This is a genomic window from Cellulomonas sp. Leaf395, assembly GCF_001424125.1.
In the GTDB taxonomy this organism is placed as follows: Bacteria; Actinomycetota; Actinomycetes; order Actinomycetales; family Cellulomonadaceae; genus Cellulomonas.
On sequence record NZ_LMQI01000005.1, the window covers coordinates 783,519 to 809,635 of the forward strand.

Consider the following 26,117-nt stretch of genomic DNA (forward strand, 5'->3'; position numbering starts at 1 on the left):
GCTCGACGCTGGCGCACATGACGTCGCACATCGCGTCCGTCGCCGCTCCCCCGACCGCTGACCGCGCAGCGGGCGGTGCCGGGACCACTCGGCGCGACCGTGCGGCCGTGCACGCAGTGCACGCACCGAAGTCACCGTCGCACCCGGGCGCGTCGCAGGCCTCGCCACCGTCCACCCAGCACGACGTCGGTCAGGTCTCCGTGCACGACCGCAGGTCGGAGCCTCTCGCGCCGACGGCACCCACACCGCTCCCCACGCTGCTCGCGGTCGGGCGGACCGACGACCCGCTCGAAGCAGCAGCCGACTCCCTCGCCGGCACCGTTCCCGGCGGCACCCGACCCGCGCACGTCCGCCGATCCGCGGGTCGTGCGCGCTCCACGGAGGCGGCGCCACGATCGGTTCACACCGCGCTGAACGCTCCCGGCCACCCGCTCGCACCGGACGCGCGCGCGTCGTTCGAACCGCGCCTCGGCCACGACCTCGGTGCGGTGCGCGTCTATTGGGGAGCCGCCGCAGACCGCTCCGCGGAGGACCTCGGGGCAGCGGCGTACACCGTCGGCTCCCGGGTCGCTCTCGGCCGGGGTCACCACCCGGCGAGCCCGCCGGGACAGGAGCTGCTCGCCCACGAGCTCGCGCACGTGGTGCAGCAGGCCCACGGCCTCGACCTGCGCGTCCAGCGGCGCGAGTTCGGGAACGGTGTCCGTTTCGACTCGCTGGACGGCGACCCACCGCGGGCCCGGTTCCTCGGCCCGTACACGGACCGGGCGATCGCCATGGAGCTGTACGGCGATCCGGCCGCCCCGGTGGCGCACGACCTCGACGACTCGATGGTGGTCCTCGTCGACACAACCCGCCTGCTCCCCGCCTGGGCATCGTTCTTCGACGAAGCGCCCCCACGGAACTCGTGGCCTTTCCCCGGCTTCTCGGCGGCGGACACCCGGGCCTACGTCGACGAGCGGGCGACCGCCCTCGCCATCAACCTCGCCGCGGGCCAGGCTGTCATCACGCTCGACGACGGAACCGTGGTGCGCACGCCGCTGCGGGACCTCGACCCACAGGATCTCGACCTCCTGCCCCTGATCCCGCCGCAGGCGTCCCGAGAGGACGCCGAGGCCGAGGTCGCGAACCTCGCCGACGCCGTCAGGTCCCGCGGACTGACCGTCGTCGCCTTCTACCGGGACACCCAGGTCGTGTGGCCGACGCTCCTGAACCCGCAGACCGCGCCACGAATCTTCAGCGTCTACCAGCCCGCGCTGGACGCAGCACGCGAGGACGCGGCGGCGACCGCCCGCGCCTTCACCGACCTCGCGTTCTGGTACATCGGAGCCCGGTTCCTCCCGGGCGTCGGCACAGGCACAGCCCGCACCGGCCGCCTCGTCATCGAGGGTGGCCGGAGGCTGTCCGCGGAGGAGTCCATCATCGTCGGGCGCCTGATCAAGGAAGGGCGCAACGTCCGGGTGCTGGCCGAGTCGACCCGCCACGGGGTGCGGACCGCCGATTTCATGGTCGACGGCATCCGTACCGAGCTGAAGACCATCTCGAGCCTCACCTCCCGTGACCTGTCCGGAGCGCTCGGACGTCGCATCCTGGAGGGCGCGGGCCAAGCACCGCACATCATCGCGGACGTGCGAGGACAGACCGGGATGACCAGAGAGCTCGCGCAGCGCGCGATCCGGAGGGCGTTCGGCGCCGATACCCTGGGTCGGATACAGCAGATCCGAGTCATCGGCAGGGACTTCGACCTCGTCGTCCCCCGGATCTAGGAACGGCGGATGGACCAGAGCACACAGGACGAGCTCGCCGCGCGTATCCACGCCGACGCGACGCACTTCGCCGGCGAGCTCCCGCGCGACTACGCCATCGCGTGGCGCGCGTACCTGGCCGGCCTTCTGGAGTGGGGGGTCCTCGACGTCGCGTCGCACACGACGCTGGTGGGCCTGATCCCACCCGTCGACGACGATCCGGCGGTCACGATCCTCCTCGGGCGCGACTAGGACGAGCGCGAGCCGCTCAGGTGGAGGCGGTGACGACGTGCAGCGGCGCGTGGCCGCCGGGCCGGACGAGAGCGGCGAGGGTCGGCGAAGGGTCGATGCCGAGCTCGTCGCGCATCGTGCGGCTGCAGGCGTCGTACGCACGGCGCGCCTCGACGACGTTGCCCTCGGCCAGATGGATCTCGATGACCGCGCGGTGCGCACTCTCGCGCAGCTCGTCGGCGCGCAGCGCGGCGAGGGCGAACTCGAGCGCGAGGCCGAACCGGCCGTGGTCGGCGAGCAGGCGGGCGGTGGCCTCCAGCACGTGGAGGCGCAGCTGGTGCAGGCGTTCGCGCTCGGCGTCGAGCCACGCGTCGTCCCAGTCGGGCAGGAGCTCACCATCGCCAGGGTCGGTCGGATCGGCGGTGTCGGGAGCACCCCGGAGCAGCGCGCGGGAGTGGTCGATCAGCTGCTGCACGTCGACCTCGGGCTTCAGCCCGAGCTCGATCGTGCCGTGCGCGGACACGACGAGACCCGGCGCGGCCTGGTTGACCCGCCACAGCCCGGTGCGCAGGCTCGCGAGCGCCCGCCGCTCCTCCGTGTCGGGCCACAGCAGGCCCGCGAGCCGGCTGCGTCCCGTCCGTCCGCGCAGCGCGAGCAGCGCGACGAGACGCTGGACGCCCCCGGGGAGCTCGACGGGACAGCTGTCGACGTTCATGGCGAACGCCCCGAGGAGGCGGATCGAGACCTGGGGGCGTCCCCGGGCGGACGCGACGGTGGCTGCCTGCGGCGACATCGGAAGTCCCCCTCCCGTGACCCGGTCCGCCCTGTCGGGCGACGGCCGGTCCCACCCTGCACCGTCCCCGTCGGATGCAGGCCCGTGCTGCATGGAGAGAGACGCACCCGCTCCACACTGATACATAGCACGGCGTGACAGGCACGTGACACAGACGTGACGACGCCCGTCCACGATCGCCGGATGAGCAGCTTCCCGGGGTCACCGCGCGTCATGGCCGGGGCGATCGTCGCGGTCGAGCCGACGGCGCCCCTCGCACGGATCGCGGTGTTCCAGTACAACCCCGACGAGGTCACGCGGTCGCTGCGCCCGCGCGGGCCGGCGGCGGGGGCGGCGTCCGCGTCGGACGCGCTGCGCGTGTGGGGGGCGGCGACCGAGACCGTCACGATGACGATCGAGCTCGACGCGACCGACGGCCTCGAGGCGGGTGACGCGATCACGCAGGTCATGGGTGTCGCGGGGCGGCTCGCCGTGCTGGAGATGCAGCTGTACCCGAGCACCGCGCAGGTCATCGCGCGCACCGCGCTGACCGCTGCCGGGGTGATCGAGGTGCTCCCGCCGACCGGGCCGCTCACGGTCCTCGTGTGGGGTCCCGGGCGGGTGGTGCCTGTGCGCGTCGACTCCCTGACCATCCGCGAGCAGGCGTTCGACACGCTCCTCAACCCGATCCGCGCCGCGGTGGACCTGTCGTTGACGGTCCTGACCTACGACGACTTCTCGCCCACGGACGTCGGGTTCGCGATGTCCCTGGTGCACCAGGTCCAGCAGGAGGTCCGCGCGACCGTCGGTGGGCTCGCGGGCATCGCGGGCGCGCTGGCGGGCTCGGCCGGCGTCTCCGTCTCGGTGGGAGGGTGACGTGGCACGGTACGACGAGGTCGAGACGACGGTCCTGGAGGTCACCACGGCCGACGGCGCGCGCCGCCTGGTGCGTCACCTGCGGCGACGGTTCCCGCCCGACCCGGCGGCGCAGGCCACGCTCGCGGTCCACCTCGTCGCGCCCGGCGACCGGCTGGACCTGATCAGCGCGCGGTACACGGGTGACCCGCTGGGCTTCTGGCGGGTGTGCGACGCGAACGACGCGCTCGATCCGGACGCGCTCGTCGACGCGGAGGCCGTCGGCACGGAGCTGGTCGTGCCACTGCCGAGGGCGGCCTCGTCGTGAGCCTGCTCGGGGTGCACATGGCGTTGTCCGCCGGCCCGACGGTCCCGCTGCCGGTGCCGCCGGACGTCGCGCAGCGCGTGAAGTCCGTCCAGGTCACCGAGTCGGACTCCCGGCCGACGGTGTTCAGCATCGTGCTGGACGCGGGTCGGTCCGGCCCCACGGCCGCCCTCGACTCCCCCGTGCTGACGACGTCGCCGCTGCGGGCCAACGCCCGGGTCGTCGTCGAGCTGACGATGGGGGTCGTGCCGAAGGTGCTGGTCGACGGGATCGTCACCGAGGCGACGCTCGTCCCCGGCGGTGAGCAGCAGCGCGCGGAGCTGACCCTGACGGGGCGGGACCTGTCGGTGCTGCTGGACCGCACGGAGGTCTCGGACGAGCACGTGGCCCTCGAGGACTCGTTGCAGGTGCTCGCGATCGCCGCGCAGTACGCGCAGCACGGCATCCTCCCGACCGTCATCCCGCCGCCCACGATGGACCCGCCGCTGCCGATGGAGCGCACGCCCACGCAGCAGGCCACGGACTGGCGGCACATCTCGGACCTCGCACAGTGGCACGGCTTCGTGTGCTGCATGATCCCGGGCCCGGTGCGCGGCATGAGCTCGCTCTACTGGGGGCCGGCCGTGCGGGCGGGCCTGCCGCAACCGGCGATCTCGGTGGACCTCGGGCCGGCGACGAACGTGCAGGGCCAGGTGTCCTTCACGACGGACGTGCTGCGACCGGAGAACGTCGAGGGGCAGGTGCAGGACGTGCGCTCGGGGCAGACGCTGCCCGTGCGGACGGTCGCGCCGACGCGGCCGCCGCTGAGCGCGCTGCCGGTGTGGGTGGAGCACCAGGCGTCGTTGCGGTCGAGGCAGTTCCGCGGCACGGGAGTCAGTGCGGCCGCGGCGTTCGCGCGGGCGCAGGGGGTGCTCGACGCCAGCGTCGACGCGATGACGGCGTCGGGGACGCTCGACGGCGGCGCGTACGGCTCGGTCCTGCGGCCCCGCATGCTCGTCGGGATGCGCGGCGCAGGCTGGTCCGCCGACGGCATCTGGTACGTGCAGCAGGTGGTGCACCACGTGACCCGCGGCGCCTACACCGCGTCGTTCACGCTGCAGCGCGAGGGCAGCGGCGCACTCACCCCCGTGGTCATGGTCTGAGGGGCGACGATGGACGACTTCGCCTCCACCGGCCCGGCGCGGTTCTACGGCAAGTACCGCGGGACGGTCGCGAGCAACGTCGACGTGATGCAGCTCGGGCGCGTGCAGGTGGAGTGCCCCGCGGTGCTCGGGCAGGGACGAATGAGCTGGGCGATGCCGTGCACGCCGTACGCCGGGGACAAGGTGGGGCTGTTCCTGGTCCCGCCCGTCGGCGCGAACGTGTGGGTCGAGTTCGAAGGTGGCGACCCGAACTCGCCGATCCTCGCGGGCTGCTTCTGGGGCACGGGCCAGGTGCCGGCCTCGCCCGCGGTGGCCGAGGTCAAGATGCTCAAGACCGACGCGATCTCCGTCGAGCTGTCCGACCTGCCCGGCGCGGGCGGCGTGAAGGTCTCCGTCGGGTCCCCCGCGGTCGCGACGACTATCACGGTCGAGGCGACGAGCAGCGGGTTCACCGTCGCGATGGGCAGCAACAAGATCGCGGTCTCCATGTCGTCGGTGTCGATCAACAGCGGTGCCCTGGAGGTGAAGTGATGCCTGGCAACCTCGTGACGCAGTCCTCGACGGTCACGTGCACCCACCAGGGCCAGGCCAAGCCCGCGAGCGCGTCACCGCGTGTCACGGCGGGCGGGCAGGGCGTCATCCTGCTGCCCACGCCGTACACGGTGTCGGGCTGCTCGTACCCGCCGCAGTCGGGCGGTCCCGACGCGACCGCCCAGTGGAGCAGCGGCACGACACGGGTCACGTCGATGCAGCAACCGCTCGCGATCCAGGGCGGCTCAGGTTCGTGCCTGCCCACGGGGGTTCCCCTGACCTGCACGGTCACGCAGACCCGCGTGAGTGCGACATGAGCACCGCGTCGCCGCGCCGGTCCAACCCGCCGCGTCACGTGGCGTTCCCGCTGCGCCTCGACGCGCGGGGTCGCACCGCGCTGGTCGACGACTCTGTCTACGTGGCGGGTCTCGTCGAGCAGGTGCTGTTCACCGGCCCGGGCGAGCGGGTCAACCGCCCGGGCTTCGGCAGCGGGGTCGCCCGCCTGGTGTTCGCGCCGCTCGACGACGCGCTCGCCGAGACGACGCGGGCCCTGGTGCAGGGTGCTCTGCAGCAGTGGCTCGCCGACCTGGTGCGCGTCGAGGACGTGCAGGTCACGGCTGTGGACTCGGCCCTCGAGGTGGTCGTCGTCTACGCCCCGCTGTACGCGTCGCACCCGGACCAGCGCCGCACGGTCACCGTGACGGGCGGGCCCACCGCCGGGGTGTCGCCGTGACGACCGACACGCTCCCGTTCGCGGCCGCGATCGACCTGGAGGCGCGCCGTTCGCTCGTGCGCGGGCGGCCGGGCATCGGGCAACCCGACGGGATCGACGGGATCGACCACGTCGAGGTGCTCTCGAACCACGACGGCACTCCTGGCCAGGTCCCCGGTGCGCCGCAGCAGAGCACGCTGCTGGTGCACCTGCTCAACGGACCGGTCCCGACAGCGTGGACGGCGGACGCGGTGCTCGTCGTCGGTGGTGTGCGTCCGGACCCGGCGCTGAACCCGGTGCACGCCGTGTGGGCGTTCCGGGCGGACGCGATCGTGGGGACGGCGAGCGACCCTGTCGGTGTCCTGCCGGACGGTGTGAGCCCGGCCGACCAGATGCTCGTCGCGCAGGCGCTGCCCGAGCCCGCGGACCCGGACCACGACGACCTGGCCCGTCGCGTGCTCGTCGTGCGCACCTCGTCGTGGGGCGACAGGTCGACGTACACGTTGCGGCTCGCGGGGCCGGGTGGCCTCGGCGCCCCGGACGGGGTGGACCTGCCGCTGTCGACCGCGCCGTTCGCGTTCTCGGTGGACTGCCCGACCGACCTGGACTGCCGTGACGAGTGCGTCCCGCCGGACGGCGAGGTCGACCTCCTGCCCGGCGACTATCTGGCGCGCGACTACGAGGCGCTGCGCACCCGCCTGCTGGACCGGCTGGCGACGCTGCTGCCGGACTGGACGGACCGCAACCCGGCGGACCCCGCGGTCATGCTCGTGGAGCTGTTCTCCGCGGTCGGTGACCGGCTCGCGTACTGGCAGGACGCCGTGGCTGTGGAGGCGTACCTCGGCACGGCGCGGCGCCGGACGTCGGTGCGCCGCCATGCGCGGCTGCTGGGCTACGCGGTGCACGAGGGCTGCTCGGCGCGCACCCTGCTGGCGTTCACGACGGGCGCCGGCACGCTGACCGTGCCCGCGAGGACTCCCGTGACGGACCTGCCGGCGCGTGCGGGTCAGGACGTCGCGGTGCCGGTCGACGCGACCGACCTGGGCGGCACGGTGTTCGAGACCGTCACTGCCGTCGAGATCACCCCGGCGCGCAACGCGTTGCCGCTGTACGCGTGGGGCGACCCGGACCACTGCCTGCCCGCGGGGACGACCGCGGCGTTCGTCGCGAGCGGCACGGGTCCCGCGGACGACCCCGGGCTTCGCCAGGGCGACGTGCTCGTGCTCGTCGACGCACCCGTCAACGGGGTCGCCCGTGAGGGTGACCCGGCGCGCCGGTTCCCGGTGCGGCTCGTGGAGGATGCGCACGAGCACGCCGACCCTCTGGACCCGACGGTGCGCGTCTGGGAGCTGCGGTGGCACCCTGCCGACGCCTTGCCCGCGCCGTTGCAGGTCAGTACGCCTGGCACGGACGACGCCCGGGCTGTGGCGCTCGCGAACGTCGTCGTCGCCGACCATGGCGCGAGCCTCCTCGACGAGACCCTCGTGCCGCCGACGGTGCCCGCCGACGGTGCGTTCCGTCCGCGCCTGCAGCGCCCGGACCTGACGTACACGGACCCGACCTTCCCGACGACGGGCGCCGCCGGTGCGCTGCTGCGGCCGGACCCGCGGCGTGCCGGGGCCGCCCTGTCGCTGTACGACGGACAACGCACGTGGCTGCCTCGGCCGGACCTGCTCGCGAGCGGCCGGCTGGCGACGCACGTCGTCGTCGAGCCCGAGCCGGGCGGGGTCTCCCGGCTGCGGTTCGGCGACGGGCTCACGGGCCGGGAGCCGTCCGTCGGGTCGACGCAGCTCGCGTCCTACCGGATCGGTACAGGCACCCTCGGCGGCGTCGCCCCGGACCGGCTGATCCGTCTGCTGCCCCGCGCGGACCGCCTCGCCCCACCCGCGGGGGTCGAGGTCTGGAACCCGCTGCCCGCGACGGGCGGCACGGACCCGGAACGCCTCGAACAGGTACGTCAGCTCGCCCCCGCGGCGCTGCGCACCCGGCTGCGCGCCGTGACCTCCCCGGACTACGCGACGGTCGCCGAGCAGCACCCGGGCGTGCAGCGCGCCGTCGCACGGCGACGGTGGACGGGGTCGTGGTACGCGCAGGAGGTCACCGTCGACCCGGTCGCGTCGCACGCGGGTGACGAGGCGCTGGACGACGAGCTGGTCGCGTCGCTCGAGGTGCGCCGCATGGCGGGCATCGACGTCGAGCTGGAGCGTCCCGTCGTGGTGCCGCTCACGATCGCGCTGTTCGCGTGCGTGCGTCCCGAGCACGACACGGCCGACGTCGAGGCGGCCCTGCGCGACGTCCTCGGCTCGGGGACGCGCCGCGACGGGCAGCGCGCGTTCTTCCACCCCGACCGCTTCACGTTCGGCGACCCCCTGCGGCTGTCCGACGTGGTGGGCGAGGCCATGACGGTCGACGGCGTCGCGTGGGTCGAGGTCACGCGGTTCGCGCGGGCCGACGCCAGCGACGCGCAGGCGGCGGCGAGCCTCGTCGCGGGCGAGCTGGTGATGTCGCCGCGCGAGCTGCTGCGGTGCGACTCGGACCCGAACGACCCGGAAGCCGGTCGGGTGGACGTGAGGCTGGGAGGCGGGACATGACGACCCGGACGGGCTGCGGCTGCGGTGGGGCGTGCGGCGGGGCGTGCGTGGGCCGCGGGCCGACCGCGCCCGAGGGGAACCTGCCCGGTCAGCGTGCGCTGCGGTGGCGGGTGGCACCGCACGGGACGGCGCTCGCCCGGATGCGCGAGCACCTTGCTGAGCCCGCGCAGGATCTCGCGGTGCGCTCCCTGGCGACACAGCCGCCCGCCGACCCGACCGTCGCGCTGCTCGACACGTGGGCGGTCGTCACGGACGTCGTGTCGTTCTACACGGAGCGGATCGCGCAGGAAGGGTTCCTGCGGACCGCGACCGAGACGTCGAGCGTGCGCCAGCTCGCGCGCACGCTGGGCTACGAGCTGCGGCCCGGCGCCGCGGCGCGCGTCGAGCTGGCGTTCGCGGTGGAGTCCGCACCGACCGCCCCGCTGACCGTGGACGTCCCCGCCGGCACCCCCGTGCAGTCGGTCCCCGCGCCCGGCAAGCTTCCGCAGACGTTCGAGACGACCGGTGACCTCGTCGCCCGCGTCGCGTGGAACGCCGTCCCCGCGCTCGACCGGGTCCGCCAGTCGTTCCCCGCCGGGACCGACACCGTGTGGCTCGATTCCACCGCGCCGATGGTGTTGGTCGACGACCGCGTTCTCCTCGTCGGGGCGGCCGACGTCGCCCCGCCGCGCCGGGAGCGTCCCCGTCGTGGCACCGACGGCGAGCAGTGGGCGCTGCGTCGCGTGACCGCGGTCGAGGTGGACCCGCCCTGGGCGGTGGGCTGGACGCGGGTGACGCTCCACGCGCCAGTGACCTTCGGGGAGGGGCGCACAGTGGGCGACGTGCGGGTGCTGCGCCTGACCCGGCGGCTCAACCTGTTCGGCCACAACGCCCCCCGCACCGAGCTGCTCCAGGACGAGGACAAGCGCATCGCGTTCGTGACGACCGGCACCGACCCTGAGGAGCGGTGGCCGGGCTGGGCGCTGAGCGAGCTCGAGATCGACGGCGACGTGCCGGACCTCGTCCCCGGCTCGTGGCTCGCGCTCGAGAGCGGCGACCAGGTCGAGGCGTTCGAGGTCACCGGCGTGTCCCCGGGCGGTGCACGCCGGTTCGCGCTCGCGGGCAGGACGACGCGCGTCGACGTCGACGACGACGACGGCAGGCGGGTTGCGACCTTCGACCGCGAGAGCACGCTCGTGCACGCCGTGAGCGAGGAGCTGCCCACGGTGTGGATGCCCGCACCGGGCGCGGCGGGCGCGCCCGCGACGACGCTCGACGTGCTCACGACCGACCCCCCGCTCGAGGTGGACCTCCGCGTCCTCGTCGTCGGTGTGACCCCCGACGACGAGGAGGTCGTCGAGGCCGCGACGGTGATCGCCGTCGAGCAGCGCTCCGGCGACGACGTGCCCGCGACCGGCGCGCAACGCCTCACCCTCGAGCCGGTCCTCCAGCACGCGTACCGCGCCGGCTCGGTCGTCGTGCACGCGAACGTCGCCGACGCCACGCACGGGGAGACGACCGAGCAGGTGCTCGGCAGCGGCGACGGCGCCGTCCCGTTCCCTCGCTTCACGCTGCGCAAGGCTCCGCTGACCTACGTGTCCACGACGACGAACGCCGCGGGTGTCGAGGCCGAGCTCGAGGTGCGGGTCGAGGACGTCGCCTGGGCGCCGGTCGAGACGCTCCTGGACGCGGGGCCGACCGACCAGGTGTACGTCGTGCGGCAGGCCGAGGACGGCGTCTCGACGGTCGTGTTCGGCGACGGCCTGCACGGCTCCCGGCTGCCGTCGGGAGCGGAGAACGTGCGCGCGACGTACCGCGCGGGCATCGGCGCGGACGGCGTCGCGGACGCGGGTGCCGTGATGCTGCCCGTGCGGCGGCCGCGCGGCATCGCGACAGTCACGAACCCCGCACCGACGCACGACTGGGCACCGCCGGAGGACCTGGACGGCGCGCGCACCAACGCTCCGCAGCGGATCCGCACGCTCGACCGCGCGGTGTCCGTGGCGGACTACGCGGACTTCGCCCGCGGCTACGCGCGGGTCGGCCGCGCGTGCGCGCACCTCGTGTGGGACGGGCGCACGCGCACGATCGTGGTGTCCGTGCTGGGCGTCACAGGCGACCCGGCCACGTCGGACCTGCTGTCCGACCTGCAGGCGACGCTGGACGCCGCCCGCGAGCAGCGTGGGCAACGCGTGGTGCTGGCAGGTGAGGTCGTGCCCGCGGTGGCGCAGCTGGGGATCCACGTGGACCGCCGCTACGAGGCCGCGCCCGTGCTCGCCGCGGTCGAGGCAGCGCTGCTCGCCGAGTACGCCGCGATGGATCTGGCGACGTCCCTGGCCGCGTCGTCCGTGCTCGTGACGGCCGCGGCGGTCGAGGGGGTCGAGTCGGTGACGATGCCCACGCTGTCGGCGCCCGACCTCGCGGACGCGTCCGATGACCTGCTGGTCGCCGCACCGGCCCGCTGGGACCGCCCGTCGCCCGATGCCGACATGCAGCTCCTGCCCGCGCAGGCCCTGCACGTCACCGCACACGTGGAGGTGCTCGCATGACCGTCTCCGACCTGCGACGCGACGAGCGCACCGCGTATCTCGAGTCCCTGCTCCCGGCGCACGTCCTGCAGCGCGACGCCGAGTCCGGCGGGCTGCTGCACGCGCTCCTGAGCGCCGTGGCCACCGAGCTCACGACCGTCGAGGACGACCTGCAGTCGCTGTACGACTCGTGGTTCGTCGAGACGGCGCCCGAGTGGGTGCTGCCATACCTCGCGGACCTCGTCGGTCTCGACGGGTTGCCGGGCGACCTGGGATCGGGCACCGGAGCGGGGGTCTCGCGGCGCGGTGTCGTGGCCAACACCGTCTCCTACCGGCAGCGCAAGGGCACCGTCGCGGTCATCGAGCAGGTCGTCCGGGACGTGACCGGCTGGCCGACGAAGGCCGTCGAGACGTACCGCCTGCTGGGCACCACGACGCACGTCAACCACGTCCGGCCGGAGCGGCCCACCTGGGCGAGCCTCCGCGACGCCGCGTCCGCCGAGCTCGGCTCGCCCCGGCTCGCGCAGGGCGCGCTCACCCGGTTCGCCCACACCGCCCACGTGCGGCGCGTCGACCCGGGCCGGCACGGCGGGCGGGGCCGGTACGGCATCGAGAACATCGCGGTGTTCGTCTTCCCTGTGCAGGTGTACGAGGCGGTCGACGTCGCGGCGCGCGCCCTCGGGGATCCGGAGGACGGCTGGGCGACGCACCCGCTCGGCGTGCGCGAGCCCTGGTTCGCGGTGCCGGCGACGGAGACCACGATCGAGCACCTCGCCGACGAGAGCGACCTGCCGGTGCCCCTGCGGCCGCGGCGCCTGCTGGCCCTGCTGCGCGCTGCGCGGGCGCGCGGCGTCGACACGGACCCCCCGACCCTGCCGGTCGCGGTGCGCATCGACGGAGCCGACCTCCTCGAACCCTGGCGCCTGCGCGTGCGCGGCCTCGAAGAGCTCGCGACCGACGATGCAGGGACCCCTGACGACCCGTCCGACGACCCGCCGCTCGGCTGGCAGGTCACGGTGGACCCGGTGTGCGGGCGGGTGCGCACCTACCTCGACGGCGTCGCGACCAACCCGGGTTCGGTGCTCGTGCGCTACGCGTACGGCGCGGTCGCGGACGTCGGCGCCGGCACGTACGACCGCAGCCCCGGGCATGCCGAGGCCCTCGCGGCCGACCCGTTCACGGGCGACACCGACGAGGGCGGCGACCGGATCGAGTCGCAGGTCCTGGTCCGCACGGGACCACCCGCCGGCGGGCTCCGGACCACCGTCGTCGACGGGCTCACCGACATCGCGGCGCGGTGGGCGGCGACCGACCCGGACCTCACCGGCGGCACGCAGGTGCTGTCCGTCGCGGACAGCGAGACGTACACGGGGACGCTGGACGTCGACGTGCCCGCCGAGTCGCGGCTCGTGCTCGTGGCGGCGACGTGGCGCGGGCGACTGCTGCTGAACGGCGACGTCGAGGCACCGGTGCCAGGCGTGTACTCCCCTGACGGCCTGCGCCCGCGCATCCTCGGCGACGTCGTCGTCACTGGCGCGGCGGGGTCCGCCGTGCTCCTCGACGGGCTCGTCGTCGACGGTGACGTGGTCGTGCAGGCCGGCGACCTGCGGTCGCTGACGCTGAGCCAGTGCACCGTCGCGGGACGCGTCGTCGTCGAGGGCACGGTCGACGACGGCAACCGCGAGCTCGCGGTGGCGGTGCGGCGCAGCCTCGTCGGCGGTATCGACCTGGTCGGCACCGTGCCGACGCTGTCCGTGGTCGACTCCGTCGTCGACCCGGCGCTGACGGACGCGCTCGCCGACCCCGCACCGCAGGGACCGGCGATCACGGCGACGGGCACGCACGTGACCGTCGACGGGTCGACGCTGTCCGGCACGCTCGACGCGCGGATCCTCGACGTGACGTCAAGCCTGTGCACCGACGTCGTCAGCGTCGTCGACCGGCAGCGCGGCTGCGCACGGTTCAGCTACCTGGCCCCCGGCTCGCGCACAGCGCGCCGGTTCCGGTGCGTGCCGCACCCCGACGCCGCCGGCGCCGACTGGCCCTCGTTCCTCGCCGGCGGGCCAGGTGCCACGAGCCTCGGCTCGCCCTTCTACCCAGCGCTGTCCCCCGCCGCGCCTCCGTCGGTACGCCGCGGCGGCGAGGACGGCGCCGAGATGGGCGTCCACCACCACCTGCGCCGCCCCCTGAGGGCGGACGCAGCACGTCGTCTCGTCGAGCCCTACGTGCCGGCGGGGATGCAGATCGGACTGTTCGGGAGCTGACATGCACGCTGACCTCACCCGCCGTACCTTCGACCCCGCGCTGGGGTTCCGGTCCGTCGTCATGCAGCAAGGCCGCGTCCTGCTCGACGCCGAGTGGAACGAGCAGGCCGACATCACCGCCCACCACGACGAGGTGCGCACCGCCGACATCGTCGGGCCGGCGGGAGGCGTCGACCCCGGCGACGGCTCGCCCGGACCCTTCGCCATCGTGTCGCTGAGCACCGGCGACGTGGCCGACGACGGCGCGGTGCCGTGGGAGGACCTCGGGGTGACGCCCGGTCGCTACTACGTCGACGGCGAGCTGGTCGAGTCGCCGGAGCCGCCCGGAGCCGCGACGGCGTGGCCGTTGACGGAGCAGCCCTACCTGCCGCAGGTCTCGGACGAGCCCGCCGTCGGCCAGCCGGGAACGGACGGTCGGTACGCGGTCTTCCTCGACGTGTTCGACCGTCTGGTGACCGCCGACGAGCGGCCCGAGCTGCTCGAGTCGGCGCTAGGCGGGCCCGACACCGCGGCGCGTGCACAGACCGTCTGGCAGGTGCGACTCGAGGCGCTGCCTGGCGACGAGGTCTGCTCGCAGGTCGCCGGCGCCCTGCCGCTGCGCGTGCCGCGGCTCATGGTCGCCGGGGTCGCGGACGCGCAGGCCCAGACCGACCCCTGCTCCATCACCGCGGGCAGCGGCTACGAGCTGCTCGAGAACCAGCTGTACCGGGTCGAGGTGCACGACGTCGACGGTCCCGCGCGGTTCGTGTGGTCGCGCGAGAACGGCTCGGTCGTCGCCAAGCTGGTCTCCGTCGAGCCATCGATCGTCACCGGCATGGACCACGCGCTCGAGCTGGACCGCGTGGGACGCGACGACGAGCTGTCGATCCTCCCGGGGGATCTCGTCGAGGTCACGAGCGTCGCGCTGCAGCTGCAGCACCGGCCCGGGTTCCTCGCCCGGGTCGGCTCGACGGTCGACTCCATCGCCGAGAACGTCGTGCACGTCGCGTGGCTCGATACCGCCGTCACCAGCGTCGGCACGCTCGGCGGGACGCCGGTCGTGCGGCGCTGGGACGGCGGGCCGACACCGCTGAGCGCGGCACCGCAGCTCCTCGAGGGAGGGATCAACGTCACGTTCCCGGCCGGTGGCACCCCCGCCGTCGGCGACCACTGGCTCATCCCTGCGCGCACGGTCCGGCTCGCATACGGCGTGACGGCACGCCAGGGCACCATCGAGTGGCCCGGCCTGCCGGACGCGCCCGTCGCGGTGGCACCGCACGGGCCGAGCACGCACCGCGCGCAGCTCGGCATCCTGGAGCGCGGTGCGGGCGGCTGGACCCTCGTGGCCGACTGCCGCTCCCTGTTTCCCCCGCTGACCGCGATGACGTCGATCGACCTCGTCGGCGGCGACGGCCAGGAGGCCATGCCGGGCGAGGAGCTGCCCGAGCCCGTCCGCGTCGTCGTGCGTCGTGGCGCGATCCCCGTCGCCGACGAGGACGTGCGGTTCACCGCGGCCGGCGGCACGGTGCGCACGGCCGACGGAAGCGCGGGCAACCCGCTCGTCGTGGCCACCGGCCCCGACGGTGTCGCCGCCGTGCTGTGGACGCTCACCCCCGACGGTGCGACCACGCAGACGCTCACGGCCCGGCGACTGACGGACACGCAGGACGTCGACGACGTCGCGGTGGTCGTCACGGGGCGGCTCTCCGTGGCGAGCCAGGTCGCCTGGGAACCCGTGTGCGACGGGTTCGCGCGGACGCGAACCGTCCAGGACGCCCTCGCGCGGCTCGTCACGACCCCGAGCCTCGCGCTCGTCGGCGGGGACGGGCAGGAGGTCGCCACCCGCGGCTCGACCGTGCCGCAGCTGGTGCGCGTCGCGGTCGACTCCCCGTGCGGCCCGGTCGTCCGGGCAACGGTCTCGGCCGCGGTCGGGCGGGGCGGGCTCGTGCTCGGCGCTCCGGACGGCTCGCCCGTCCCGTCGACGCTCTCGAACACCCCCGGCGCCGACGAACGCGTCGTGACGGAGACCGACGAGCGGGGCGTCGCCGCGTTCGTGTGGCAGCCCGGGTTCGTCGAGCCCGACACGGGCGGCAACCGGACGAGCGACGTGCTCACGATCGTGCTTGAGGAGGTGCCGGGCGCCGTCCAGCCCGACGAGGCACACATCCGGGTCACCGCGCAGCTCGACCCGACCGGCCGGCGGACCCCAGGTGTCCATGTCACCGCCGTGCGGTTCTTCTCCGGCGAGGACCTCGAGAACGACACGGTGTACAGCTACGAGCAGCTCGGGGGGCAGTCCCCCGGGATCGCGGTGCTGCTCGACGGCCCGGTCCGGCAGGAGAGCGTGCAGAGCAAGCCGGTCGGGCGCGTGCTGCTCGAGCTCCCCTGGCCCGTCTCCCCCGAGGCCGAGATGTGGGTGGCGCCGCCGGCGTGGGCGCGGCGGACCGTCGAGATCGCCGGGAACCTCAACGCGGACGGCGGGCTGATCATCTGGACGGCGAACCAGCCTCTCGACGACCTGCTCAGGCGGGTGATCCGGCGGCTGCGCCAGCTCGCGGCGGAGCAGCAGCTCGGCGAGCCGCCGCTTCCGCTGCTCCTGCGGCTGCAGCTCGACGGGTGGGCGATCCTCGGCGAGGACGGCAGGTTGCACCTCAACGGGCACGCCGACACGGACGTGTCCGACCGCCGGACGACACTGATCCTGCCCACGACCGACGAGGTCACGGGAGGACGGTTCGAGACGTGGTTCTGGTTCGACGAGCAGCGCGACGACCGACCTGGTCGCGGCGACGGGTTCACTCCCGGCCCGATCGACTTCGGGCGCCTCCCGATCGACCCGAGACGCCTGCTGCGGGCGCCCGGCGTCTCCATCCCGCCGGTGGACCCCGTGCCGCGGCTCGTCGTCGACGACCTGCTGGGTCGCACGCGCGCATTCGTCACGCGTCGTGCGGCGGAGGCCGACGTCGAGGTGAGGTTCGTCGAGGAGGACGCCCCCGGCGTGCGCGGTGGGACGGTCCTCGGCACGGACGTGCCCGCCGGCGAGACGCTGCTCGCGGGCGAGCAGCTGGTCGTCCGGGTCGCGAGAGGAGCGGGCGGATGACGAGCCCTCACGCGATGGCCGAGCACGCGCGCGAGACGCCCGGCCCCGACCCGCGCGCGGAAGGCGTCCCGGCGGGCGGAACGGCCCTCGACAGCGCGACGCGCCGCGCGATGGAGTCCGGGTTCTCGCACGACTTCTCCACCGTGCGGGTGCACGCCGACGAGCGGGCCGGCACGGCCGCGCGCGGGTTGCACGCCCGCGCGTTCACGGTCGGGACCGACGTGATGTTCGCGCCCGGTGCGTACCGACCCCGGACGGCCGAGGGTCGCCGGCTCGTGGCGCACGAGCTCGCGCACGTCGCGCAGCAGGCCGCCGGTCCCACCGGCGTCGCCCGGTCGCCCGTCGCCCGGGCCTCAGGACCCGACCATCCGTCGGAGCGCGAGGCCGACGCCGCCGCCGCGGCCGTGCTCGGCGGCGGCAGGTTCGTCGTGCACGAACGCCCACCCGCCGGTGCGCAGTGCGAGGACGAGGCCGAGAAGAAGCCCGGGGCGGGCGAGGAGGTCGTCACGGGCCTGTCGAAGCTCGTCGAGAAGGCGAAGGACGACCCGAAGATCAAGAAGGAGATCATCGAACCGGCCACCAAGCTGGTCACGCGCCCGTTCAGCGCGCTGTCGGGCGGCGAGACGGGTGCTCTCATCGGGTTCGGAGCAGCGACCTACGGTCTGGGCATCGGCTCGCTTCTCGCCGACCCGACAGGTCGCCAGAAGCTCCAGGGGTTCAACCTCGCGATGCCGCTGACCCTCGTCCCGTACGCGACGCTCACGAAGCTCGACTTCCAGCTGCCCGACGCGACGAACCCGAACCTGCGGTTCAGGACGGCGTTCGACCTCGGCGACCTGATCAAGCTCTCCCACGGCTGGAAGGGCCTGAGCCTGACGGCGGACCTCGCCTGGTCGTGGGACCCGACCGCCGAGCGACTGTCGCTGGCCGGCGGCACCGCGAAGCTCGGGCTGCTGCCAGGGCTGGGCGTCTCGGGCGGGACCTTCCCGTCGCTGCTCCAGCTCCAGCCGGCGTTCGCGCCGCCGGACCTGCCCGGCTTCGGGCCGAGCCGCTTCGACGTCGGCCCGGCACCGAAGATCCCCGACACCCGCATCATGTTGAACATCGACCTGCTCAAGCTGCCCACGGTCGGTGACTTCCTCAAGAAGGCGTTCTGACGAGCGCCGGTGTTCGCCATGACTGCGCGGGAGGCACCGGCCGAGGCAACGCGCGAGCCACCGGCGACGTGAGCTACGGGACCTGCATCCCGTACATCCGCGCGTAGTTGCGCCAGTCGAACAAGGACATGAACCCGTGCTCGGCACTGTCGACGCTGGCCTGCGCCGCACCCGACGCGGTGGACTGCGTGCGCGACGCGTTCGAGGAGCCGCGTCCTGCGCCCCCGCGCTCCGACGGGTCGGTCGCCGGCAGCGCCTCGCGATGGGCGGCCGTGTCGGACGCCGGTCGCGCGCCTGCGTGCGTCATCCACCGCTGCAGCGCGTCGTGGAGCGACTCGCCCTCGACGCTCGCGACGAAGTCGTCGCCGAACTCGGCGCCTGCGGCGTTGCTCGGGATGTCCTCAGGAGAGAACCCGCTGCGGTACGAGTCACCCCACTCGCCCAGCCACTGCGCGACCTCGTTCCCGAGCCCGAGCCCCTCGGCGACGACGCTCCCGGTGGAGCTCGCGAAGGCCGCGGCCTTCGCGAAGTGCCGGATGTCCACCCACCCGTACGTGTCGGTGTAGAAGTACCGCTCGTCGTTGCCGTCGTGCGCGTCGCTCAGCGCGTCCAGCACGGTGCCGGCGTCTCCGTCGCCCTCGTGCGCCGAGACCCAGTCGAGCACGTGCGACGGGTCGGTCGTCCCCGCCCGGTTCGGGGCGCGGTGCAGGACGAGCGCGCCGGCCCACCGACGCCCCGGGGCCAGCTCGTGCCCGACGGCCTGCCCGCCCGCCACCCGCCCGGCCAGACGGTCCGCCTGCGCCTCGGTCGCGGCTCCGCCCTCGCTCGTGCCGGCCCGGTTCTGCAGCACGTGCACGACCTCGTGCGCCACGAGCCCGGGCGAGGCGTCGGCCGGCAGCGCGACCGCGTCGCCGTAGGTGAACGCGTGCGACTGCACGCGTCGACGCCCGTCCGCGCCGCCGCCGGGGTCGGCGACCCGGATCGACGACAGGTCGTGCCCGGCAAACGCCTGCTCGAGCCGCGCGCGGTGCGGCAGCGCGCCCGGACGGGCGGCCGTCACCGCGTCCGCCGCGACCTGCTCGACGCTGCGGCGCTGGGCGCCGGCCCCCTCCCTGACCCGGGAGGTCATGCCGGTCGCCGTGGTCCGGTCGCGCCGCGGTTGGCGACGCGGCCGTTCTTCGCGAGCTCCCAGCGCACCGCCTGCCCCAGGTGCGACATGGTCAGGGTCCCCCCGTCGTCGGCCGCGAGGTAGGCCGCCTGCAGCGCGGCCGCGGCGATCGCCCCGCCGGACAGGTCCGCCTCGGCCAGCCGGCCCAGGTCCAGGTCCGCGGTGGGCAGCGCCGCGGGCAACGACTGCCGCCACATGCGCAACCGGGCGGGGCGGTCCGGGTACGGAAAGGTCACGATCGTCGACAGCCGCCGCGTGAACGCGACGTCCAGCGCGGAGCGCGCGTTCGTCGTCAGGATCGCGAGCCCGCCGAACTGCTCGAGCCGCTGCAGCAGGTAGCCGACCTCGACGTTCGCGTACCGGTCGTGGCTGTCCTTGACCTCCGAGCGCTTGCCGAACAGGGCGTCGGCCTCGTCGAACAGCAGCACCATGCCGCCGTCCTCCGCGGCGTCGAACAGCTGCGCGAGCCGTTTCTCCGTCTCTCCCAGGTACTTGTCGACCACCTGGCTGAGGTCCACGTGCACGAGGTCCAGCGCGAGGTCGTGCGCGACCACCTCCGCCGCGAACGTCTTGCCCGTGCCGGAGTCCCCCGCGAACAGCGCCGCCGTGCCGCGGCCGCGCTCGCTCGCTGCGGCGAACCCCCACGCGTCGAGCACCGTCGTGCGGTGCCTCGCCGCAGCCACCAGCGCGCGCAGCTGCGCGAGCTGCTCGTCGGGCAGCACCAGCCTGTCCCAGCCGACCGTGGTGCTCCGCACCCGGGCGAGGCCCCCGACGTCGGCGCGCGGCCGGCGTCGGCAGGCGGTCCACAGCGACACGCCGCGCGCGACGTCGGCGGCGGCGACGCGCACGTCGGGCAACGCCAGGTCGAACGTCCCCGCAGCCGCCGCCACCTCCGGCTCGGGGACGTGCGCGCCGGCGCGGCGCAGGGCGCGCGCGTAGGTACCCGTGCGCTCACCCGCGCCCAGCCGCGGGACCCGCAGCACCGGTACCGCGAGCCCGTCGAGGCCTCCGGCGACGGCGCCGCCCGGCCGGTCCGAGACCGTCATGACCAGCGGTACCTCGCTCGTCGGGGCGATACGGCCCACCGCAGGCGCGAGCCCGGGCGGCGCCTGCTCGAGGTCCAGCACCCAGCCGACGCGGCCGAGCACCGACTCGCGGGCCATGCGGCGCATGAGCGCGGCGAGCTCCTGGCCGCCGGTCGGCAGGTCGGACGCGGCGACGAGCCGGGGTTCGAGGCCCACGGTCGCGCACGCTGCCGCGGCGATCTCCCGGGTCGAGCGCGGCTGCGGTCCGCGCAGCACGACGGGACCTTCCGCCGCCCACCGCCGCACCACCTCGGCGGCCACCGCGGCGTGGGTCGGGGGCAGGTCGGGCGGCGCCTCGAGCGGTCGGCTGAGCCCGTCGAGCCGCTCGTCGCTCGTGTCGACGCCGACGAGGTGGTGCACGACCCGCTCGTCGGGCCGCAACGGGGTCCCCAGCAGCGCGGTGGGGTCTTGCAGCTGGAGGAGCGACCACGACCGCAGGGGCGCGGCGTGGGTGAGGGCGTCCCAGTGCGGGTCCGGCAGGATCGCGAGGGCGGCAGCGAACGTGAGGAACGGCTGCCCGGTCCGCTCCGCCAGCTCGCGACCCACCTCCCCCACGAGATCCGGCCCGCACGCGAGCAGCAGCGTCGCCCGCTCGAACGAGGACAGGTCGAACGCGACCGCCACCTCGTCGAGCCGGCTGTCACCCGGGGTGCGCGCGCGAAGCCGCTCGAGCCGATCGCGGGCGGGTGCCGGGTCCCGGCCCACGACGAGAGCGCGCAGCACGTCGAGCTCGGCGACGACGAGATCGCGGTCCGCCGTCGCGGACCGCACCTGACGGCCTGACTCCTGCGCCGTCGTCGAGGTCGCGGTCACGGCACCGTCACCGCCGGGGTGTCGTACTCCTCGCCGCTCGCCGACGGCAGCGACTCGGCGCCGTCGACACTCACGCGTACGAGCCACGTGCCGGCGGTGAGCGCGGACTCGACGACGTCCAGGGTCGACGGCGGGAGGGGGTCGTCCGGGTCGACGGGCTCGACCAGCACCGGGGCCGGCGGGAAGCTCACCGTCACCACACCGGGCTCGTCGGGCAGCCCACCGGTGAGCCGACCGAACGTGACGGTCGCGCGCTGCCCCTCGTGCAGCGCCGGCACCACCCGTACCCGCACCAGGCCGGCGGGGCGGGTCACGTTCGTGATGCGTGGGACCACGGTCAGGCCGACCCCGTTCGACCGACCCGTGACGCGCTCCGGTTCGCCGCTGACCGGGTCCTCGGGCTGCACGTGCACCACCTGCATCCGGTGCGCGCCCGCAGGCACACGGTCGCTCAGCGCGACGACCACCTCGTTGCTCGTCGACCCGGCTCCCGGGACCAGCCGGCGCCCTCCGACCGACACGGCGGTCGTGCGCGCGCCGAGCAGCCCCGCGCCGAGGAGCCGGAGCGTCGAGCCGGTGACCGCGGGACCGGAGCCGTCTACGACGACCTGCTCGAGCCGCGCCTGCGTGAAGGTCCGCACGTCGAGCTCCCGCTGCCGGACGGGCAGCGCGCTGCGCACCGGGACGTCCGCCTCGAGCAGGACGACCGTCGCGGTGTACGTCTGCGACAGCAGGTACGACGCCCCGAGCACGCCCCAGAGCTTGGAGATCTCCTCCAGCGTCAGCGGCGTCGGGGACAGCTTGACCAGCTCGGCCTGGTCGGCGAGGTCGGCGTGGTCGAGGAACGCGGTCGAGCCCGACCCGTACTTGTCGATCGCGTGCTCGATGACGTCCTTGGTGAGCACCGGCGTCACGGACAGCGCGAGCGCGCTGCGGGCGAGGAGCCGCTGCGGCTCGAGCGCGGACTCGTCGCCGTACGCCGTGACGAGGTAGTACAGGTCGAGGGCCGCGACGGGGCGGCGCGTGAGCGTGCCCGCTGGGGAACGCGTCGGCAGGTCGGACAGGTTCCACGCGTGGTTCGGCGTGACCTGGTAGAGGTACACGTTGAGCCCGGCGGAGTCCGTCCCGGGCCCCTCGTCGGCCACGAGCTGCGCGGGCCGGAGCGTGGTGACGTCGGCGCCGCCCACCGGGTCCGGCAACCAGGACAGCGACTCGTGCAGCACGTGACGGATGGTCGTCGTCACCGCGGCGATCGCCAGGACGTTGCTCACCGCGCCCACCTCCGGTCCTGGCGCGCCAGGTACGCCGCGTGGTCGACCGCGGGCGAGGGCGCGGGCGGTCGGGCCGGCGCCGGGGCGGGTGCCGGCTCGCGGCTCACCTCGATGCGGTCGACGTGCACGTGGATCTCGTCCGCCCCCACCCGGACGTCGTCGAGGCGCACCTGGCCACGCCCGTCGGGCCGCGCACGCCGGGGGCTCGTGGTGGGGACCACGACGAGACGCTCGGCCTCGCGACGCGTCAGCGCGTGCGCATCGAGGAGCGCGGGCACGAGCTGGTCGAGCAGTCGCGCTGCCGGGACGGTCCGGACGGAGTCGGGCCACGGGGTGGCTCGTGCGTCGTCGCGACCGGGCTCGGTGGCTTCGACGAGTCGGTGGGGGCCGTTCGAGGAGGTCTCGACGGGGTCGCTGGATCCGTCCGGTGTCGAGCGGAGCCTGGGCGCCGCGGCGGTGGGACGGACGGGCGGGGCGTCGGCCGCCACCGCGGGGCGGTCCACGTCAGGCGCCGGCTGCTCGGGACGAGCAGCGCCGCGGAAGGTCGCGGGTCGTGGGGCGACGGGCTCCCCAGCCGACGCCGGCGTCACTGCGGCAGGCCGTGCGGGTGGGCGTGCCGTCCGCGGCCGCGCACCCACGACGTCCTCGGCGTCGGAGGGGTCCGCGCCCGGCTCCGGCCCGGGCAGGGCGCGAGACGACCGCGTCGCCGCTCGCCCACGGACCGCCGGCGCGACGTCGGTGGCTGTGGGCGCCCGGTCGGAAGAGGGCGACACCGGCGCCCGGGCGCCGGGCGGTGCGTCGTCGAGCCGCTCCACCTCGAGCGGGACCACCCCGGCGAACCCTTGGGCCGGGGCGTCCCGGCCCCGGACCGGCTCGAACCGCGACGCGCGCCGGACCGCGAGCGCCGGCGAGCTCCCCGCGGCGCGGGCTGCGAGCCGGTCGAACACGTCGCCCACGGTCCCTCACCACTCCGTGCGCACGAGGTCGAGATAGGCGCGTCGACGCACGGGCGACATCGCGAGCACGGACTCCTGCGACCATCCGTATGCCGCCGCGAGCTCGGCGATCTCGATGAGCAGCGCGCGGGCCTGCTCGGTGACCCGTTCGGTGAGCAGGTCGACCACGTCGACGTCGGCGGAGACGTCGCGTCCGCACCCGGGGCACGAGGAGCGCACGGTGGCGCCCGCGAGGCCCGTGAGGTCGTCGGCTGCGCGCGCGACCCGCGCGCGGACGTCGGCGGTGGTGTCCGCGCCCGGCGGCCAGGTCTCGCAGCGTTCCCGCAGGTGACGCGCGGGGTCGGGTGCCGTGAGCGCGTCGAGCACGTCGCTCGTCGTCGGTGCCCGCACGACCACCTCGCCCGACTCCCAGACGACGCGGCGTTCGAGCGGGTCACCCTCGTCGTGGGCGGTCTGCGCCGAGGAGGCCAGCGCCTCGAGGTCGAGGGGGACGTCGAGCACCTGCCCGCAGGCTGTGCACTCGAGCACGGTCGCGAGGGTCGGGCCGGTCCGCTCGCACAGCTCGTCGAGGGCGGCCGCCGCAGACGCCGCCAACGGCGCGTCGCACGCCGCGGCCACGTCCTCGGCGGCGCCACGCACGGTCAGGACGACGGCACCGCGAGCCGCGGGCACGGTCGAGGCCAGCGCCTCCCACAGCGTGAGCGTCGCGTGCGCGGACGTCACGTGCCGCGGCGCGGCCTCGACCGCCCGCGCACGCATCACGGCTCGACGAACGTCGGCTCAGTGGGCTCGGTGACGGCGTAGTCGCGCTCCCAGCCCTCGTTCTCGAGCTTGATCGTCTGGATGGCGACGGCGTTGGCGTTCGCGTCGAGGTCGGGCAGCGCCTGGAACTCCGAGACCCAGCACCGGAACACGCGGTACGCGAGGGCGAGCTGGCCGGCTTCGTTGTAGACCTCGACGATCACGTCCTTGCGGAAGTCCTTGAGCGAGACCTCCGCACCGAGGCCTGAGCCGAAGTTCCACACCTTGTTGGCCCACGCCTCGAACTCGACGTCGTGCGTGACGCCCCGTTCGAGGGTGATCGCCTCGAACTCGGTGCGCCCGGGCGACTTGCGTGAGCTCGACGGATCACCGCCCGCGCGGTGCTTGACCACCTCGGTGGTCTTCTTGAGCGCGCCGACCTTCGCGACGCCCGCCACGTACCTGCCGTCCCACTTCACCCGGAACTTGAAGTTCTTGTACGGGTCGAAACGGCCGGCGTTCACAGTGAACTCAGCCACGAGAGGCCTCCTACGCCGCGGCCGCGGCAGTCTTCTGCTGGATGGAGATGAGGACGAACTCAGCCGGCTTGAGCGGCGCGAAGCCGACCTGGATGTTGACGATGCCGCGGTCGATGTCGTACTGCGTGGTGGTCTCCGCGTCGCACTTGACGAAGTACGCGTCGCGCGGCGTGGCGCCCTGGAACGCGCCCTTGCGGAAGAGGTCCTGGAGGAACGCGCCGACGGACATGCGGATCTGGCCCCACAGCGGCTCGTCGTTCGGCTCGAACACGACCCACTGGGTGCCTCGGTACAGGCTCTCCTCCAGGTAGAGGGCGAGCCGGCGGACCGGGACGTACTTGTAGTCGTCGGCGAGGGAGTCGGCGCCGCGGACCGTTCGTGCGCCCCACACCACCGAGCCTGCCTCACGGAAGGTGCGCAGCGCGTTGACGCCTGCACGGTTGAGCGTGCCGTTCTGGTCGTTCGTGAGACTGACAGCGAGGTCGACGACGCCGGTGAGGCCCGCCTCAAGGCCCGCGGGGGCCTTCCAGACGCCCCGTGAGCCGTCCGTGCGCGCCATGACGCCCGCGATCGCGCCGCCGGGGGCGAACGTGTCGATCGCCCCGTTGCGCAGCGGGTCCGCGTGCCGGATCCGGGGGAAGTACAGCGCCGCGTTGCGCGTGACGGTCCCGACGAGACCGAGGGTGGCCGCGTAGGCCGGGGCGTCGTCGGCGACGAGCGCCGCGGGCGGGTCGACGACGAGGAACGCGCGGCGTTCCTGCGCGTACGCGAGGGCCGGTGCCCACACCCCGTCCGGGAGGTCGCCGGTCGGCGTCGGTGGTGGGATCACGACGATCGTGACGAGGTCGGCGAGCTCGAGCGCGTACAGGCCACGCTTGGCTGCCTGGAAGCCGGCGCCCACGTAGTCGTCCGCGTCGACCGCCGCACCGTCGGCGCCCGCGACGTCGACGGGGTAGGCCGCCGCCGCCGGGGCAGCCGCGGGGAGCGCACCCGGCACCGTGACCAGCTGGGAGGCGTCGAGCACGCGGTCGACGCGCTGGGGGCCGTCGACCACCGTGACGTTGCGGAACACCTCGACCGGGTCGGTCAGGGCGGGGTCGCCGTCGTGGATCGCGAGCGTGAACAGGTCTGCTGCGGTCACGCCCTGGGCGTCCGCGACCTCGGCCGCCTCCGCGGCAGGGAGGGTGGACACGACGACCTGCAGCGTGTTGGCCCAGACTCCCGGACCGCTCGCCTCCAGCCCGAGGCCGTCGACGTCGAACGTCGCCACCGCGGCGTCTCCGGCGACGACCCGGACGATGAGCGCCGGACCACCGCCGTTGAGGTAGAAGTCTCGGACGGCGTAGCCCAGGCCGCGGCCCCGCGACAGACCGCCGAACACTCGCTCGAACTCGGCGAAGCTCGAGATGGGCGCGGGCGCGTCGACGGGTCCACGGGCCGCGACACCGACGAACGCCGCGATGGCGGTCGCTACACCCGTGATCGTGCGGTTCCCGCTCGGCACCTCGGTGAGGTAGACCCCGGGGTAGGTGGGTGTGATGGTCATGGGGTGCTCCTTCGTCGCGCGGTACGTCCCCGCCGCTGACGAGACTCCCGACCGTGCGTCAACCCGGCGTCACCCCGCCGTCACGACCCA

The 26,117-nt window shown here is 74.4% G+C and carries 21 protein-coding genes; 13 read left to right on the forward strand and 8 right to left on the reverse strand.

Annotation, left to right across the window (positions count from 1 at the left end; translation table 11 throughout):
• Positions 1-17: 17 nt before the first annotated feature.
• A complete protein-coding gene (locus ASG23_RS18155; protein WP_056027897.1) occupies positions 18-1,763 on the forward strand; it encodes an eCIS core domain-containing protein in 1,746 nt (581 codons plus the stop codon).
• A gap of 9 nt (positions 1,764-1,772) precedes the next feature.
• Positions 1,773-1,994, forward strand: a complete 222-nt coding sequence (locus tag ASG23_RS18160; protein WP_056027899.1) for a hypothetical protein — start codon at positions 1,773-1,775, stop codon at positions 1,992-1,994.
• 16 nt (positions 1,995-2,010) lie between these two features.
• On the opposite strand, the gene ASG23_RS18165 is transcribed toward ASG23_RS18160, so the two are convergent.
• Entirely contained in the window at positions 2,011-2,766 is a 756-nt protein-coding gene (locus tag ASG23_RS18165; RefSeq protein WP_056027901.1) for an AfsR/SARP family transcriptional regulator, read from the reverse strand.
• Positions 2,767-2,949: 183 nt separating this feature from the next.
• Here ASG23_RS18165 and ASG23_RS18170 point away from each other — a divergent pair, with 183 nt between their 5' ends.
• From ASG23_RS18170 to ASG23_RS20350, 11 genes are read left to right on the forward strand one after another with little or no spacing between them, the layout of a single operon-like run.
• Positions 2,950-3,621: a hypothetical protein gene (locus ASG23_RS18170; protein WP_056027903.1), complete on the forward strand. Its 672-nt coding sequence runs from the start codon at positions 2,950-2,952 to the stop codon at positions 3,619-3,621.
• Between the two features lies 1 nt (position 3,622).
• Positions 3,623-3,928 carry a hypothetical protein gene (locus ASG23_RS18175; RefSeq protein WP_056027905.1) on the forward strand — a complete coding sequence of 102 codons (306 nt, stop codon included), beginning with the start codon at positions 3,623-3,625 and terminating at the stop codon, positions 3,926-3,928.
• The gene (locus tag ASG23_RS18180) at positions 3,925-5,067 is read left to right on the forward strand and encodes a hypothetical protein (protein WP_056027907.1); all 1,143 of its coding nucleotides are present in this window, start codon (positions 3,925-3,927) and stop codon (positions 5,065-5,067) included. Before ASG23_RS18175 ends, ASG23_RS18180 begins: the two co-directional genes overlap by 4 nt.
• Before the next feature lie 9 nt (positions 5,068-5,076).
• The gene (locus ASG23_RS18185) at positions 5,077-5,598 is read left to right on the forward strand and encodes a phage baseplate assembly protein V (RefSeq protein WP_056027909.1); all 522 of its coding nucleotides are present in this window, start codon (positions 5,077-5,079) and stop codon (positions 5,596-5,598) included.
• Positions 5,598-5,915 (forward strand): hypothetical protein, encoded by a 318-nt coding sequence (locus ASG23_RS18190; RefSeq protein ID WP_056027911.1) that lies wholly within the window; start codon positions 5,598-5,600, stop codon positions 5,913-5,915. Before ASG23_RS18185 ends, ASG23_RS18190 begins: the two co-directional genes overlap by 1 nt.
• Entirely contained in the window at positions 5,912-6,331 is a 420-nt protein-coding gene (locus ASG23_RS18195; RefSeq protein ID WP_082516319.1) for a GPW/gp25 family protein, read from the forward strand. The genes ASG23_RS18190 and ASG23_RS18195 overlap by 4 nt, the downstream gene beginning before the upstream one ends.
• A complete protein-coding gene (locus tag ASG23_RS18200; protein WP_056027913.1) occupies positions 6,328-8,901 on the forward strand; it encodes a hypothetical protein in 2,574 nt (857 codons plus the stop codon). The genes ASG23_RS18195 and ASG23_RS18200 overlap by 4 nt, the downstream gene beginning before the upstream one ends.
• Positions 8,898-11,429 carry a putative baseplate assembly protein gene (locus ASG23_RS18205; RefSeq protein WP_157465739.1) on the forward strand — a complete coding sequence of 844 codons (2,532 nt, stop codon included), beginning with the start codon at positions 8,898-8,900 and terminating at the stop codon, positions 11,427-11,429. Before ASG23_RS18200 ends, ASG23_RS18205 begins: the two co-directional genes overlap by 4 nt.
• Entirely contained in the window at positions 11,426-13,672 is a 2,247-nt protein-coding gene (locus ASG23_RS18210) for a phage tail protein (protein ID WP_056027916.1), read from the forward strand. Before ASG23_RS18205 ends, ASG23_RS18210 begins: the two co-directional genes overlap by 4 nt.
• Position 13,673: 1 nt before the next feature.
• Positions 13,674-16,751: a DUF6519 domain-containing protein gene (locus tag ASG23_RS20075; protein ID WP_056027918.1), complete on the forward strand. Its 3,078-nt coding sequence runs from the start codon at positions 13,674-13,676 to the stop codon at positions 16,749-16,751.
• On the forward strand, positions 16,748-17,908 hold the full coding sequence (locus tag ASG23_RS20350; RefSeq protein WP_082516320.1) for an eCIS core domain-containing protein: 1,161 nt from the start codon (positions 16,748-16,750) through the stop codon (positions 17,906-17,908). Before ASG23_RS20075 ends, ASG23_RS20350 begins: the two co-directional genes overlap by 4 nt.
• A 73-nt stretch (positions 17,909-17,981) precedes the next feature.
• On the opposite strand, the gene ASG23_RS18225 is transcribed toward ASG23_RS20350, so the two are convergent.
• From ASG23_RS18225 to ASG23_RS18255, 7 genes are read right to left on the reverse strand one after another with little or no spacing between them, the layout of a single operon-like run.
• A complete protein-coding gene (locus tag ASG23_RS18225) occupies positions 17,982-19,037 on the reverse strand; it encodes an eCIS core domain-containing protein (RefSeq protein WP_056027921.1) in 1,056 nt (351 codons plus the stop codon).
• Entirely contained in the window at positions 19,034-20,974 is a 1,941-nt protein-coding gene (locus ASG23_RS18230) for an ATP-binding protein (RefSeq protein ID WP_056027923.1), read from the reverse strand. The genes ASG23_RS18225 and ASG23_RS18230 overlap by 4 nt, the downstream gene beginning before the upstream one ends.
• Positions 20,971-22,245, reverse strand: a complete 1,275-nt coding sequence (locus tag ASG23_RS18235; RefSeq protein WP_162242706.1) for a DUF4255 domain-containing protein — start codon at positions 22,243-22,245, stop codon at positions 20,971-20,973. The genes ASG23_RS18230 and ASG23_RS18235 overlap by 4 nt, the downstream gene beginning before the upstream one ends.
• On the reverse strand, positions 22,242-23,201 hold the full coding sequence (locus ASG23_RS20185) for a hypothetical protein (RefSeq protein WP_056027927.1): 960 nt from the start codon (positions 23,199-23,201) through the stop codon (positions 22,242-22,244). Before ASG23_RS20185 ends, ASG23_RS18235 begins: the two co-directional genes overlap by 4 nt.
• Before the next feature lie 6 nt (positions 23,202-23,207).
• Complete coding sequence (locus ASG23_RS18245; RefSeq protein ID WP_056027929.1) at positions 23,208-23,960, reverse strand: hypothetical protein; 753 nt, start codon at positions 23,958-23,960, stop codon at positions 23,208-23,210.
• Positions 23,960-24,481, reverse strand: a complete 522-nt coding sequence (locus tag ASG23_RS18250) for a phage tail protein (RefSeq protein WP_056027931.1) — start codon at positions 24,479-24,481, stop codon at positions 23,960-23,962. The genes ASG23_RS18245 and ASG23_RS18250 overlap by 1 nt, the downstream gene beginning before the upstream one ends.
• A gap of 10 nt (positions 24,482-24,491) precedes the next feature.
• Complete coding sequence (locus ASG23_RS18255; RefSeq protein WP_056027933.1) at positions 24,492-26,027, reverse strand: phage tail sheath family protein; 1,536 nt, start codon at positions 26,025-26,027, stop codon at positions 24,492-24,494.
• Positions 26,028-26,117: the final 90 nt, after the last annotated feature.